This is a genomic window from Mesorhizobium sp. Root157, from assembly GCF_001427385.1.
Lineage (GTDB): Bacteria > Pseudomonadota > Alphaproteobacteria > Rhizobiales > Rhizobiaceae > Mesorhizobium.
The window spans coordinates 62,689-75,733 of sequence record NZ_LMGJ01000006.1 but is presented as its reverse complement, the minus strand read 5'-3'; the positions used below and the strand labels follow the sequence as shown (position 1 = coordinate 75,733).

Annotated in this window: 13 protein-coding genes and 3 pseudogenes; 10 read left to right on the top strand and 6 right to left on the bottom strand. The window is 61.6% G+C overall.

Annotation, left to right across the window (positions count from 1 at the left end; translation table 11 throughout):
• Positions 1–74 precede the first annotated feature (74 nt).
• From ASD64_RS06305 to ASD64_RS06290, 4 genes are all read left to right on the top strand, one after another.
• Positions 75–1,262: an MlaE family ABC transporter permease gene (locus ASD64_RS06305; RefSeq protein ID WP_056102414.1), complete on the top strand. Its 1,188-nt coding sequence runs from the start codon at positions 75–77 to the stop codon at positions 1,260–1,262.
• 22 nt (positions 1,263–1,284) lie between these two features.
• Complete coding sequence (locus ASD64_RS06300; protein ID WP_056102601.1) at positions 1,285–2,082, top strand: ABC transporter ATP-binding protein; 798 nt, start codon at positions 1,285–1,287, stop codon at positions 2,080–2,082.
• A gap of 14 nt (positions 2,083–2,096) precedes the next feature.
• Complete coding sequence (locus ASD64_RS06295) at positions 2,097–3,470, top strand: MCE family protein (protein ID WP_056102410.1); 1,374 nt, start codon at positions 2,097–2,099, stop codon at positions 3,468–3,470.
• Positions 3,471–3,594: 124 nt separating this feature from the next.
• Positions 3,595–4,167 carry an ABC-type transport auxiliary lipoprotein family protein gene (locus ASD64_RS06290; RefSeq protein ID WP_056102407.1) on the top strand — a complete coding sequence of 191 codons (573 nt, stop codon included), beginning with the start codon at positions 3,595–3,597 and terminating at the stop codon, positions 4,165–4,167.
• An 86-nt stretch (positions 4,168–4,253) separates the two neighbouring features.
• On the opposite strand, the gene ASD64_RS06285 is transcribed toward ASD64_RS06290, so the two are convergent.
• Both ASD64_RS06285 and ASD64_RS06280 read right to left on the bottom strand, forming a co-directional pair.
• Positions 4,254–5,801 (bottom strand): DEAD/DEAH box helicase, encoded by a 1,548-nt coding sequence (locus tag ASD64_RS06285; RefSeq protein WP_056102403.1) that lies wholly within the window; start codon positions 5,799–5,801, stop codon positions 4,254–4,256.
• Between the two features lie 183 nt (positions 5,802–5,984).
• Positions 5,985–6,758, bottom strand: a complete 774-nt coding sequence (locus ASD64_RS06280) for an NAD kinase (protein ID WP_056102400.1) — start codon at positions 6,756–6,758, stop codon at positions 5,985–5,987.
• 360 nt (positions 6,759–7,118) lie between these two features.
• Between ASD64_RS06280 and ASD64_RS06275 the strand changes: the two are divergent.
• A pseudogene (locus ASD64_RS06275) lies at positions 7,119–7,439 on the top strand (DUF6105 family protein); the annotation flags it as partial.
• A gap of 66 nt (positions 7,440–7,505) precedes the next feature.
• On the opposite strand, the pseudogene ruvX reads toward ASD64_RS06275, so the two are convergent.
• Positions 7,506–7,871, bottom strand: a pseudogene (gene ruvX, locus ASD64_RS06270) (Holliday junction resolvase RuvX); the annotation flags it as partial.
• Positions 7,872–7,894: 23 nt separating this feature from the next.
• Positions 7,895–8,128 (bottom strand): annotated as a pseudogene (locus ASD64_RS21965) (RuvX/YqgF family protein); the annotation flags it as partial.
• 84 nt (positions 8,129–8,212) lie between these two features.
• Between ASD64_RS21965 and ASD64_RS06260 the strand changes: the two are divergent.
• From ASD64_RS06260 to ASD64_RS06240, 5 genes are all read left to right on the top strand, one after another.
• Positions 8,213–8,920 carry a metal-dependent hydrolase gene (locus ASD64_RS06260; protein WP_056102394.1) on the top strand — a complete coding sequence of 236 codons (708 nt, stop codon included), beginning with the start codon at positions 8,213–8,215 and terminating at the stop codon, positions 8,918–8,920.
• 107 nt (positions 8,921–9,027) lie between these two features.
• On the top strand, positions 9,028–9,315 hold the full coding sequence (gatC, locus tag ASD64_RS06255) for an Asp-tRNA(Asn)/Glu-tRNA(Gln) amidotransferase subunit GatC (RefSeq protein ID WP_056102392.1): 288 nt from the start codon (positions 9,028–9,030) through the stop codon (positions 9,313–9,315).
• A 4-nt stretch (positions 9,316–9,319) separates the two neighbouring features.
• Positions 9,320–9,787 (top strand): GNAT family N-acetyltransferase, encoded by a 468-nt coding sequence (locus ASD64_RS06250; protein ID WP_056102389.1) that lies wholly within the window; start codon positions 9,320–9,322, stop codon positions 9,785–9,787.
• On the top strand, positions 9,787–11,268 hold the full coding sequence (gene gatA, locus ASD64_RS06245) for an Asp-tRNA(Asn)/Glu-tRNA(Gln) amidotransferase subunit GatA (RefSeq protein WP_056102386.1): 1,482 nt from the start codon (positions 9,787–9,789) through the stop codon (positions 11,266–11,268). Before ASD64_RS06250 ends, gatA begins: the two co-directional genes overlap by 1 nt.
• 26 nt (positions 11,269–11,294) lie before the next feature.
• The gene (locus tag ASD64_RS06240) at positions 11,295–12,092 is read left to right on the top strand and encodes a YdcF family protein (protein WP_056102383.1); all 798 of its coding nucleotides are present in this window, start codon (positions 11,295–11,297) and stop codon (positions 12,090–12,092) included.
• Positions 12,093–12,095: 3 nt separating this feature from the next.
• Here ASD64_RS06240 and ASD64_RS06235 read toward each other — a convergent pair whose 3' ends face one another.
• Together ASD64_RS06235 and ASD64_RS06230 are read right to left on the bottom strand one after the other, a co-directional pair.
• Positions 12,096–12,800: a TIGR02281 family clan AA aspartic protease gene (locus tag ASD64_RS06235; RefSeq protein WP_056102379.1), complete on the bottom strand. Its 705-nt coding sequence runs from the start codon at positions 12,798–12,800 to the stop codon at positions 12,096–12,098.
• A gap of 5 nt (positions 12,801–12,805) precedes the next feature.
• On the bottom strand, positions 12,806–13,039 hold the full coding sequence (locus ASD64_RS06230; protein ID WP_056102598.1) for a DUF1289 domain-containing protein: 234 nt from the start codon (positions 13,037–13,039) through the stop codon (positions 12,806–12,808).
• Positions 13,040–13,045 lie beyond the last annotated feature (6 nt).

Sequence of the window (13,045 nt, the reverse complement as noted above, 5' to 3'; positions counted from 1 at the left end):
TTCTTCTCCATCAAGGGCTAGACGAAGGTTTCCGCAAATCGACAGCCAAACGCCATCGGGTTAAACAGGAGCCCATGTTGACCATTGGCAAACGCGACGCAAGCAGGACGGCGGCAACGCAAGCCGATCGCATGCCGCGCATTGCGGTCGGTGAAGAAGGCGATGTGCTGGGCTGCGCCTTTTCCGGCATCTGGACGACGCGCACGGTGGCGCTCGTTGACGCTGAAATGCGCAAGATCGAAAAGCGCAGCGGGTTCAGGACGCTGGCGCTCGACCTCTCCAACATCGAGAAGCTGGACACGGCAGGCGCTTGGCTGATCGACAGGCTGGTCACAGCCAACAAGGCGCGTGGCGTCACCGTTACCCTGCAAGGCGAAAGCGATATTGCAGCGATTCTTCTCGGCGCGGTCGGCGACGCTTCGGCTCGTTCGGACGAACCACTGCAAGAGCGTGCGCCCAACATTGTTGTCCGCGGGCTGGAGGCCGTCGGTCGTCGCGTCTATGAAATGCGCGACGATTTCCTAGCCGCCATGAACATCCTTGGCGCGACCATCCGTGGCGCACAGATGAAACTGGGCCGTGGCCACGCGGTGAACCCGGCGGCGATCTTCAACCAGATTGATCGCATGGGCGTGGGGGCTATCCCCGTCGTGCTTCTGATGTCGGCCATCGTCGGTGCCATCGTCGCCCAGCAAGGCGCCTATCAGCTCAGCTATTTCGGCGCCGACATCTTCGTCGTCGATCTGGTCGGCGTGCTGGTGTTGCGCGAAATGGGTGTGCTGTTGACCGCCATCATGATCGCCGGCCGCTCCGGCAGCGCCATCACCGCCGAAATTGGCTCGATGAAGATGCGCGAGGAGGTGGACGCGCTCAAGGTGATCGGCCTGAATCCGATCGGCGTTCTGGTTTTCCCGCGTCTTGTGGCACTGGTAATTGCGCTGCCTTGCCTGACCATAATGGCGAATTTCGCCTCACTTGGCGGTGGCATGCTGGCGGCATGGCTCTATTCCGATATCCCGCCCGCCGCCTTCATCGACAGGCTTCGTGTCGCCATCGATCTCAGCACGATTTCCGCCGGGCTGATCAAAGCACCCTTCATGGCGATGATCATCGGCACAATCGCTTCCGTCGAAGGAATGAAGGTGGGCGGCAGCGCCGAATCGCTTGGCCGGCACGTCACCGCGTCGGTGGTGAAATCGATCTTCGTCGTCATCGTGCTCGATGGCCTGTTTGCCATCTTCTATGCGGCGATCAATTTCTGAGATGGCGGCGGCAGGCGAAACCATGGTGAACGGAGTGCCCGACGGCGACCAGGCGGAAATTGTGCTGTCGGCGCGCGATGTCACCGTCGCATTCGGCGAAAAGGTGATACTGGACAAATTATCGCTGGAAGTCAGGCGCGGCGAAATACTCGGATTTGTCGGCGCATCCGGTGCGGGAAAGTCGGTCCTGCTGCGCACCATATTGGGTTTGACTAAAAAGCGGTCGGGCACGATCACGCTGCTTGGTGTCGATGTCGACAAGGCGAGCGAGGTCGAGCGCCTGCGGATCGATATGCGCCTTGGCGTGTTGTTCCAGCACGGAGCGCTCTTTTCTGCGTTGACGGTTCAGGAAAACGTTCAGGTGCCGATGCGCGAGTATCTCGACCTACCGAAAAAGCTCATGGACGAACTGGCCATGCTCAAGATCGAGCTTGTCGGGCTGCCCTCCGATGCAGCGCGCAAGTTTCCTTCCGAGCTTTCGGGCGGCATGATCAAGCGGGCGGCGCTGGCACGGGCTCTGGCGCTCGACCCCGACATTGTCTTTCTCGATGAACCAACCTCAGGTCTTGATCCTATCGGGGCGGCAGAATTCGATGAACTCGTGGTCAAGCTGCGCGATACGATGGGCCTTACCGTCTATATGGTCACGCACGATCTCGATTCGCTTTTCACCGCCTGCGACCGCGTTGCGGTGTTGGGAGACAAGAAGGTTTTGGTGGAAGGGACCATAGAGGAGATGCGCAAGAGCGAAGAGCCGTGGGTAAAGTCCTATTTTCGCGGTAAACGAGCCCGACAACTTGATCTCGCCGCCCGTGGATAGCGATAAATAGCGCAATGGAAACCAGAGCCAACTACGTCATTGTCGGTATCTTTACGCTGGTGGCGATCCTGGCTGCCTTCGGCTTCGTCTACTGGACGGCAGCCATCGGGGATCGGGGTGAAACGACGCTGTTGCGGGTGCGTATTCCCGGTTCCGCCTCCGGTCTCGCACGGGGCAGCTTCGTGCTGTTCAACGGTGTGAAGGTCGGCGATGTCCGGCGCGTCTATATCGATGTCGATAACCCGACCGTCGCCATCGCCGATACGGAGGTTGATCGCTTGACGCCGATCACCAAGTCAACCCAGGCGGATATTGGCCTGGCTGGGTTGACCGGACAGGCCAACATCGAACTGAAGGGTGCCGACCCCCGCGAGGCGAAATTGCTCGACGAGGCTGAAGAGCAAGGTACCGTCGCCGAAATAACCGCAAACCCGTCCGCCGTGACCAACCTTCTCCAGACGGCACAGGATATTTTTACGCGTGCCGACAAGGTTCTGTCGCAACTGGAAGGTTTCGCCAGTGACGTTCGCGGTCCCCTGACCCAGACGGTCCAGAATGCGCAGAGGTTTTCCGACGCACTGGCGAAGAATTCCGACGGCATCGACAAGTTCCTGACCAGCGTCAGCGCATTGTCGGAGGAATTGCAGGGCGTGTCCGGGAAACTGGACGGCACGTTGAAGGCAGCGGAAGGCCTGCTCAATTCAGTCGACAGGGACCGGGTGAGGGAGATCGTCGCAAACATCGACACTTTCACCAAGAATCTCAAACAGTCCGGCGATCAGTTCGACAGCGTGATCAAGGGCGTCAATACGGCGGTCGCCTCGATCAACGACTTCGCTCAAAAGACTCAAGGCACGCTTGCCAAGGTCGATGGCGTGTTGGATGGCGTCGATGCGAATGACGTTCGCGATGCGCTGACCAACATCAAGACCGCCAGCGAGAACGCCAACAAGGCAGCCAGCGACATAGCCGCGGTCACGAGCAAGTTCGGTGACCGTGCCGACGATATCGACCAGACTATCAGTGACGCTCAGCAACTGGCGGAGCGCCTCAACAACGCCTCGGTGCGCGTCGACGGCATTCTGGCCAAGGTCGACAAGTTACTTGGATCCGGCGAGGCCGATGGCGTGATGGCAGATGCGCGCGAAACGCTGAAATCGTTCAAGCAGGTGGCCGATACCCTGAATGCGCGACTGGGCACCATCACCGACAACCTTGCCCGTTTCTCCGGCCAAGGGCTGCAGAGCGTGGAGGCGCTGGTTCAGGACAGCCGCCGCTCAATCAATCGCATCGAGCAGGCGGTCAGCGATCTGCAACGCAATCCTCAACGCATCCTGTCCGGAGGGGACGGAGAAGTGCGCCAGTACGACGGGAGAGCGCGGCGTTGACTTTGTTCCCCAATCACCGCACAAAACCGCTGGTTGAAGGCCATGCCGGGTCGGTCGCCGGATCGCTCCACATTAGACCGCAGCATACCGGGGAAACTTCGTGAAGGCTGTCACAGCTTCTTCCATGGCCGTAGTGCTTTCCTTGGGGCTTTCCGCCTGCGCGGCGTTGCCTGGCGGCGGTCCCGCACCCTTGGATACGTTCGAGCTTTCGGCGCCGGCCGTCGAGGCACGGGGTCATAGTCGCCGCCAGATCCTCATCGCCGAACCATCTGCGCTCAAGGCATTCGATGGCCAGAACATTGTCATCAAGCCGACCGACGGTTCGATCCAGTACCTGAAGGGCGCGCAGTGGGCCGACCGCCTGCCGTTGATCGTTCAGGCGCGGTTGGCGGAGACTTTCCAGCGTAGCGGAAGTTTCGCCGGTGTCGGCAAACCGGGCGAGGGGTTGGCGATCGACTATCAGGTTATCGCGGAAATCCGTTCGTTCGAAGTCCAAGCCGCCGCAGGTGAGCGCGCCGTTGTCGAACTCTACGTGCGGCTGCTCAATGATCGAAATGGCGAGGTCCGCGCGGCAAAGAGCTTTATCGCGGCGGCACCTGTATCAGGAAGCGGCAACCAAGCTTATATCGTTGCGCTGGACCGGGCGTTCGGCGATGCCGCAACGCAGATTGTGCGCTGGACGGATACGATCCTTTAGAGCCATTCACGGCCATGCGAAAACGGTCATGGAGCAGGTTCGGCGCTTCGCCGAACCGCACCGCGCTCGCAGACGCCGTGTGCGGATCAGACCTTTGCTACAATGCGCATGAAGGCCGGCATGTCGTCGCCGAACCCCACCGTAGAGTCGTTGTCATCTTCGCGATGCCGGTCGGGACGGCTGCCACGCTGCGGACCAGCGTCCCTGCGCGTTGCATCGGGCGAGACCTTGCGGTCGCTGTTGTCGGCGCGGATCGCATGCTTGCGCTCACGGCGCTCGGTGGTCTCCGACGGTGCCGATGCTGCAATAGCGGGAGCAGCGGGTTCCGCCTTGGTGGTGTCATCTTTGGGGGGGTGACGTTCGCCGCGTAGCTTGCGCTCCTTGCCACCTTCGTCCCGGCGACCCGCCCGGCGAGGTGCGCCGCGGCCACGGCGAGGAGTTTCATCTTCTTCCTCGCTGGCGACGACGGTAGAAAGATCCCCGTCATGCCATTCAATGTTCTGGCCGATCAGGCGCTCGATGGCGTCGAGATATTTGGTGTCGAGGCGGGTGGCGATGGTGAAGGACTTGCCGGATCTGCCGGCGCGGCCGGTGCGCCCGATGCGGTGAACGTAGTCTTCCGCGTGGATCGGCACATCGAAATTGAAGACGTGGCTGACGTCCGGGATATCCAGCCCGCGAGCTGCGACATCGGAGGCGACGAGTAGCTTCAGCTTGCCGTCCCGGAAGTTGCTCAGCATGGCCATGCGTGCGCGCTGGTCCATGTCGCCATGCAGCGCTCCGGCATCGAAGTCATGCTTAATCAGCGACCGGAACAACTCCGAAACCTCGACCTTGCGGTTGCAGAAGATGATGGCGTTCTTCAAACCTTCTTCTTCTTGCTGGATCAGCTTGCGCAGCACTTCGCGCTTGTTCCAGGGTTTTGTTCCGGACTTCACCAGCCTCTGGGTGACTGTCGTGGCCGTGCTTGCCGCCTTGGCGACTTCCACCCGCACCGGTGCCTGCAGGAATTTTTCCGTCAGCTTGGTGATTTCGGGCGGCATCGTCGCGGAAAAGAACAGCGTCTGGCGGGTGAACGGGATCATCTCGCAGATACGCTCGATGTCGGGGATGAAGCCCATGTCCAACATGCGATCGGCCTCGTCGATGACGAGGATTTCGACACCGTTGAGCAGCAGTTTGCCGCGTTCGCGGTGATCGAGCAGGCGGCCCGGTGTGGCGATGAGGACATCCGCGCCGCGTTCCAGCTTCTTGTCTTGCTCGTCGAAGGAAACGCCACCGATGAGCAGGGCGATGTTGAGCTTGTGGTTCTTGCCGTATTTGATGAAGTTTTCCTCGACCTGCGCAGCGAGTTCGCGCGTCGGCTCGAGGATCAGGGTGCGCGGCATGCGGGCGCGGGCACGGCCTTTTTCCAGACGGGTAATCATTGGCAGCACGAACGCCGCCGTCTTTCCTGTACCCGTCTGGGCAATGCCCAGAACGTCCTTGCCGAGCAGGGCATGTGGAATGGCACCAGCCTGGATGGGGGTCGGCTGCGTATAGCCTGCATCGATGACTGCCGAAAGCACCTTCGGCGACAGGCCGAGGTCCGCGAATTTCAACGCCTCTTCGGCGGTCTGGGTGTCTGAGGACAAATCGATTGCTGTCTTTGGCTGGTTCGGGAAGCGCGGCGGCTACCGTCGCGGCGTACGCCTCGCATACGCGATATGTGCAAGCCGATATGCGCAAGTCCGCGTTTTGTCAACACAAACGGGGCCAAAAGCCACGATTGGCGAGACATAATCTTAATCGCAGCCGTCAATTGGAGCGGTGGGACTTCAATACCTGAACTGTTCGGTCAGAATGCGTTCGTTCCAGGAGTGGCTCGGATCGAACAGCAGTGTTGCGGTCGCGGTCGGCGATTGGCGAATGACCACACTCGCGACACCCTTCACTTCCGTATGATCGGCGGCGGCGTTCACGGGCCGCTTGTCGGCTTCGAGTATGTCGAATTGGACGATTGCCCTGTTGGGCAAGAGGGCGCCGCGCCAGCTCCGCGGCCGGAACGGGCTGACCGGCGTCAAGGCGAGCAGGTGCGCATCCAGTGGAAGGATCGGACCGTGGGCGGAGAGGTTATAGGCCGTGGAACCGGCGGGCGTCGCCACCATGACGCCGTCGCAACTCAGTTCAGCCATTCTGAGTTTGTCGTCCACGGTTATGCGGATCTTTGCGGTCTGGTAAGACTGGCGCCACAGCGCTACTTCGTTGATGGCGAGCGCGGTCACCGTATCGCCTGCCATCGTGACAGCCTGCATTTCTAGCGGGCGTATGGTCTCGGCGACTGCGGCCCCAATGCGCTCGGGCAAGGCGTCCACATGATATTCATTCATCAGGAAGCCGATCGTGCCGCGGTTCATCCCGAACACTTTCTTGCCGGTCCCCATCGTGTCGCGCAACGTCTGGAGCAGGAAGCCATCGCCACCGAGGGCAACTATGATCTTGGCGTCTTCTACCTCGACGTGACCGTAGAGCGCTGAAAGCTCTTGCAACGCGGCTTTGGCGTCGGGGGTATCCGAGGAGACGAACGCTAACTGGGTTGCAGCTTTGCTCATGGTTTTCCGAATGGAATTTCCGATTCAACGCTCTTGCGGCGTAGCATGGGTTGCGGAGCCTGCAAAGTGACGCGGCCCCTTGGTGTTGGCAGGCAACGGGTGCAGCCGCTGCCGCCACACATGGCATCGGGAAGGTTGGTGGGGCGGCCTGTGAATATGCGTTAACCTTAACGAATGGTTTCCATTGCGGCGTCGATCGGCAAGGACCAGTGTTAACGCTATTCGAACGGACACCGTCATGCTGACCCGGCATCATTCATCCCCGATCTCATCGTGCAAGCGTTCGGCGCCCGGGGTTTGTCGACTGCCCGGGATTCGTCGAATGAAGGCAAACGGAAGCCTCCAGGGAGGGGCTTGCTGATGCGCTACATTTTCGCGCTGTGGGCTGCGCCGCTCGTCCTGTTCTGGGGATGGTTTTTCGTCTCGCTGAACGACATGAACTTCGGGAGGGGCTTGCTGATGCGCTACATTTTCGCGCTGTGGGCTGCGCCGCTCGTCCTGTTCTGGGGATGGTTTTTCGTCTCGCTGAACGACATGAACTTCGGCTACGTCATGTTGAGCCGGCAGTTCCACGATTTCCTGTTTCAGATATACGGCCAGATTCTCGGTATCGATCCCACGATCATCCCGGGCATGGTCGCCAAGGCTTGCATCGTCGATACGTTGCTGCTGCTCGCCTTCTGGGCGTTCCGCCGCCGCAAGGCGATCATGGCCTGGATCAAGGCCAAGCGGGACGGGAGCGATTCGTCAGGGCTGGACCCGCAACTGGCGGAGCCTGTCGAGAACGCCTTGCAGGATAAAGGCGGCGGCGGCCGAATCGATTTTGCCGGATCGCTTGTTCCGCGAAAAATCCATCTCGATCAGGGTGCGCTCGGCAGCCACGGTCGATAGGCGCTCGTCCCAGAACAGGAACGGCAGGTCGGTCAGCCGCGCCATGTTGCGCACGAAGGCCCGCGATTTTTGCRCGCGCGGCCCTTCGGTGCCGTCCATGTTGATCGGCAATCCGATCACGATTGCGCCGACGYTCTCCTTTTGCAGCAATCGGAGAAGGTCTGCGGCGTCGAGCGAGAATTTCCTGCGCATGATGACCGGGCGAGGGTGGGCGAAGGAGAACCGCTGGTCGGAGGCCCTTCGGTGCCGTCCATGTTGATCGGCAATCCGATCACGATTGCGCCGACGTTCTCCTTTTGCAGCAATCGGAGAAGGTCTGCGGCGTCGAGCGAGAATTTCCTGCGCATGATGACCGGGCGAGGGTGGGCGAAGGAGAACCGCTGGTCGGAGACGGCGACGCCGATCGTCTTGTCGCCAAGGTCGAGACCGGCCACGGTCTTTCCCGCTTCAAGCAGTACGGGAAGGTCTTCGACTCTCATGACGTTCAAACCGTGCCGACCTCCCTTTGACATGGATGGTCAGACTTCTATCTTCCGCATCGTGAAAAATCGAGGACACTTGGAATGAAACTGACCTGGTACGGCCACTCCGCTTTCCGCATTGAAACGAAGGATGCACGAATCCTGATCGATCCCTATCTGATCGGCAATCCCTCGTGGACGGATGGCTGGGAAGGACCGGCTGACGGTATCACCCATGTGTTGCTTACTCACGGCCATGACGATCACATCAGCGGTGCTTTGGACGTCCTGAAGAGGTCCGGCGCCATGCTGGTCGCCAATTTCGAGATCTGCATGTTCATGGTCGGCAAGGGCGTTGGCGGCGACAAGATCAATCCGGGCAATATCGGCGGCACTGTCGATTGCGGCGGCTTCACCACCACATTCGTGCAGGCGCTGCATTCCTCGTCCTCGCAAGGCGAGGGTGGCTCGGCCATCTATCTTGGCAATCCGGGCGGATTGGTGCTGCATTTCCCCGACGACAAGACGCTCTACCACACGGGCGACACCGACATCTTTTCCGACATGGCGCTGATCAACGAACTGCACGAGCCGCAGATCGGCATCGTTCCGGTCGGCGACCGCTTCACCATGGGCGGGGCCGTGGCGGCGCTTGCCTGCCGGCGCTTCTTCAAGTTCGAAACCGTCGTGCCTTGCCATTTCGGCACCTTCCCGATGATCGATCAGACAGCGGACAAGTTCGTTACCGGCATGGAAGGCTCCGGCGTGAAGGTCGCCTTGCCGAAGATTGGGCAGACGATCGAAATTTGATTTGCGGCCAGAACGACACTGTGCGAGCGGGACATGCAAGGTTGCGCGGTGCCCGCCGCACGGCTATAGCGCAGGCAGGTTTTTCCAAGGCTTGAAGCAGGCTTCCGATGTCCGTTGATCTTCAGACAGTAAAGCGCGTTGCGCGCCTTTCCCGCATCGCGGTGAGCGACGAGGAAGCCGCGCGCATGACCGGCGAACTCAACACCATCCTGGGTTTTGTCGCCCAATTGAACGAAGTCGATGTCTCAGGCGTCGAGCCGATGACCTCGGTGATGCCGATGGAGATGAGGAAGCGCCAGGACGCCGTTACCGATGGCGGTAAGGCGGCCGATGTTGTCGCCAACGCGCCAGCGACTGAAGAAAACTTCTTCCTTGTGCCGAAGGTGGTGGAGTAGGCCCTTGGCTGTCGAGATCGCTGTCGAGCCGCCTTTGCAGGACGATGTGCGCGGGCTCGTCGCGGCCTTGAACGCCTATCTCATTCCGCTGACGCCGCGCGAGTACCAGTTTCAGTTGACGGTCGAGCAAATGGCCGAACCATCGGTTACCCTGTTCGTTGCACGCGATCCTTACGGCAGCGCCATCGGCATGGGGGCGCTGAAGGAACATGGGGCCGGCCTTGGCGAAGTGAAGCGCATGTTCACGGTGCCTGAGGCGCGGGGTCAGCGCATCGGTGCCCGCCTCCTGCAGCGCATCGAGGCGCTGGCGCGGGAGAGGCACATCGACCGCCTCGTGCTCGAAACCGGCGAGGCCCCCGGGTTCGAGCCTGCCTACCGTGTCTACGAGCGTGGCGGCTTCCAGTTGTGCGGCCCGGTGCTCGATTATCCCGATTCCGGCCATTCCAGATTTTACGAAAAGAAGCTGTCCTGATGACCGACCTGACCAGACTGACGATTGCCGAGGCCCGCGAAAAGCTGCGCGGCAAGGAAATTACCGCGACGGAAATTACCGGCGCGTATCTCGACGCAATCGACCGCGCCAATCCTGCCCTCAACGCCTACATCGTCGTGACGCATGACAAGGCGCGCGACATGGCCAAGGCCTCGGACGCACGGCTGGCCAAGGGCGAAGGCGGTTCTTTGGAAGGCATACCGCTCGGCATCAAGGACCTGTTTGCAACTGAAGGCATTCACACCCAGGCTTGCAGTCACGTCCTCGACGGCTTCCGACCGCGTTACGAATCGACCGTGACCGCCAATCTGTGGACTGATGGCGCCGTCATGCTGGGCAAGCTCAACATGGACGAGTTCGCCATGGGCTCGTCCAACGAGACGTCCTACTACGGTCCCGTCATCAATCCGTGGCACGCCGAGGGCTCCAACAAGAATCTCGTGCCGGGCGGCTCGTCCGGCGGCTCTGCCGCTGCGGTGTCAGGATTCCTCTGCGCCGGTGCCACCGCGACCGATACCGGCGGGTCGATCCGCCAGCCCGCCGCGTTCACCGGCACGGTTGGCATCAAGCCAACCTATGGCCGCTGCTCGCGCTGGGGCATCGCCGCCTTCGCCTCGTCGCTTGACCAGGCCGGGCCGATCGCCCGCGACGTTCGCGATGCCGCCATCCTGTTGAAATCGATGGCGTCGGTCGACGTGAAGGACACCACCTCGGTCGACAGGCCTGTTCCGGATTACGAAGCGGCCATCGGCCGTTCGGTCAGGGGCATGAAGGTCGGCATTCCGAAGGAATACCGCGTCGACGGCATGCCACAGGAAATCGAGGCGCTGTGGCAGAAGGGCATTGCCTGGCTGAAGGAAGCCGGCGCAGAGATCGTCGACATCTCGCTGCCGCATACCAAATACGCTTTGCCGGCCTACTACATCGTCGCGCCCGCCGAGGCTTCGTCGAACCTCGCGCGCTATGACGGCGTGCGCTACGGCCTGCGCGTGCCGGGCAAGGATATCGTCGATATGTACGAAAAGACCCGCGCTGCCGGCTTCGGCAACGAGGTCAAGCGCCGCATCATGATCGGCACCTACGTTCTGTCGGCCGGCTACTACGACGCCTACTACCTCCAGGCGCAGAAGGTGCGCACCCTGATCAAACGGGATTTCGAGAACGTCTTCGCCGCCGGCGTCGATGTCATCCTGACACCGGCGACGCCCTCCGCCGCGTTCGGCATTGCTGACGAGGACATGGCCGCCGACCCGGTCAAGATGTACCTCAACGACATCTTCACCGTCACCGTGAACATGGCCGGCCTGCCAGGCATCGCGGTGCCAGCCGGCCTCGACGCCAAGGGCCTGCCGCTGGGGTTGCAGCTGATCGGACGCCCGTTCGAGGAAGAAACACTGTTCCAGACCGCCCATGTTATCGAACAGGCTGCCGGCACGTTCCAGCCGCAGAAGTGGTGGTAGGCTCCGTGGCCGGGTGAGGTCGAGGCATGTTCTTCTACCTCTCCAAGACATTCTGGGCCTTCGCGCAGCCGCTTAACTTCGCCATCGTCCTGCTGCTGGCAGCGCTTGTCGCCGCCCTTTTCGGCAGAAAACGGCTGTCGGTTACGGGCAGCGCCCTCGCTTTCCTTGTCCTCGCGCTGTCGGCATGGACATCTGCAGGCGCGCTGCTGCTAAACCCGTTGGAGGAGCGCTATCCGCGCCCGCCGCCGCCCGATACCGTCAACGGCATCGTGGTTCTCGGCGGCGGCTTCGAGGGTGCGATCAATCTGGCGCGCGGCGGCTATGATCTGAACAGGGCCGGCGATCGCTTCGTCGAGGCTGCAGTGCTGGCGAGGCGATACCCCAGTGCGAAGATCGTGGTGTCTGGCGGGCTTGGGTCCATGCTGCTCGACGGCGAGGAGGATGCGACCACGGCGGCGCGCCTGCTGACCGCGCTTGGCGTCGCGCCCGACCGGCTGATCCTCGAAGGCAAATCCCGCGACACGTACGAAAACGCGCTCTTCGCCAGGGAACTGGTTGCACCCAAGGCCGGTGAAACCTGGCTGCTGGTCACGTCGGCCTTTCATATGCCGCGCTCGATGGCGCTGTTTGCCAAGGTCGGCTTCACCGTCGTTCCCTGGCCGGTGGATTACCGCACATCCGGCCGCGAGGGTGTTGGCCTCTTCACCGACAACACCGCCGACTCGCTGCAGAACACCACAATGGCAATTCGCGAATGGATCGGGCTTGTCGCCTATTGGCTTTCCGGCCGGATCGATACGCCGTTCCCAGGGCCGGCACCCTGAACCCTAATCCCGCAGCGTCATCCGGTCGCCGCGCACCTCGAATCCTGACAGGGAGCCGATGAAGTTCATGCCGAGCAGGCTTTGCTGCAGCGCGCCGGGTGCCGCCACCAGCACCGGCATGTCCTTGCGCACGATATTGCCGATCGCCAGTTCGTCGACCCGCACCGCCGAAGCATTGGCCACGCCGTTGGCCGTCGATACCTCCACCGTGTAGCGCAGCGCCTCCGGGTTGAACCCTGCGGCGCGGGCGTCTTCCGCCGTCAGTACGGTCGCCGTGGCGCCGGTATCGACCACGGCACGGATCTGCTTGCCGTTGATCAGCATGAGTGTCTCGAAATGGCCGTTGCGCGCCTTGTCCAGCGTGACGGTGGCCCGGCCGTCCTCGACGCCGAGCGCAAGCGGACTGCCCGGAATGAGGCCGGCAGTGACGCGGCTGGCGAAATCCTGCAGTTCGTAGCGGTACTGGTAGCCGGCGATCAGGCCCAGAACGATGACCACCCAGACACCCAGCGTGCCTGCCAAGTCGCCGAACCGGCGGCCTGAGCGCAGCAAGCCCGCACCGATCACCGCGCCCAAGACGCCCAGCCACACCAACTGGCCGAAGTCGTCATTGGCGAACCCGAGCGTGGTGCCGGATGAATCGTTGAGAATGAGCATGACCAGCGCCACGCCGATGATGCCAAGAATGATCCATAGCCCGCGGTTCATGGCAATCAGGATGTTTCGCTGCGCTCGCGCGCCATGCGTGCGCGGCGGGTTTCGCGGCGCGGTTTGCGCTCGACCGTCTCAAGTCTTTCCGGCAGTTCGCCCATGATCTCGCGCCGCGTTTCAGGAGCCATGGTGATCCAACCCGATATTTCGTCGCGCGTGCGTCCGCAGCCGAAACAATATCCGGTCTTCATGTCTATCGAGCAGACCAGGATGCAGGGCGATTCGATTGCGGTCATGTTTGC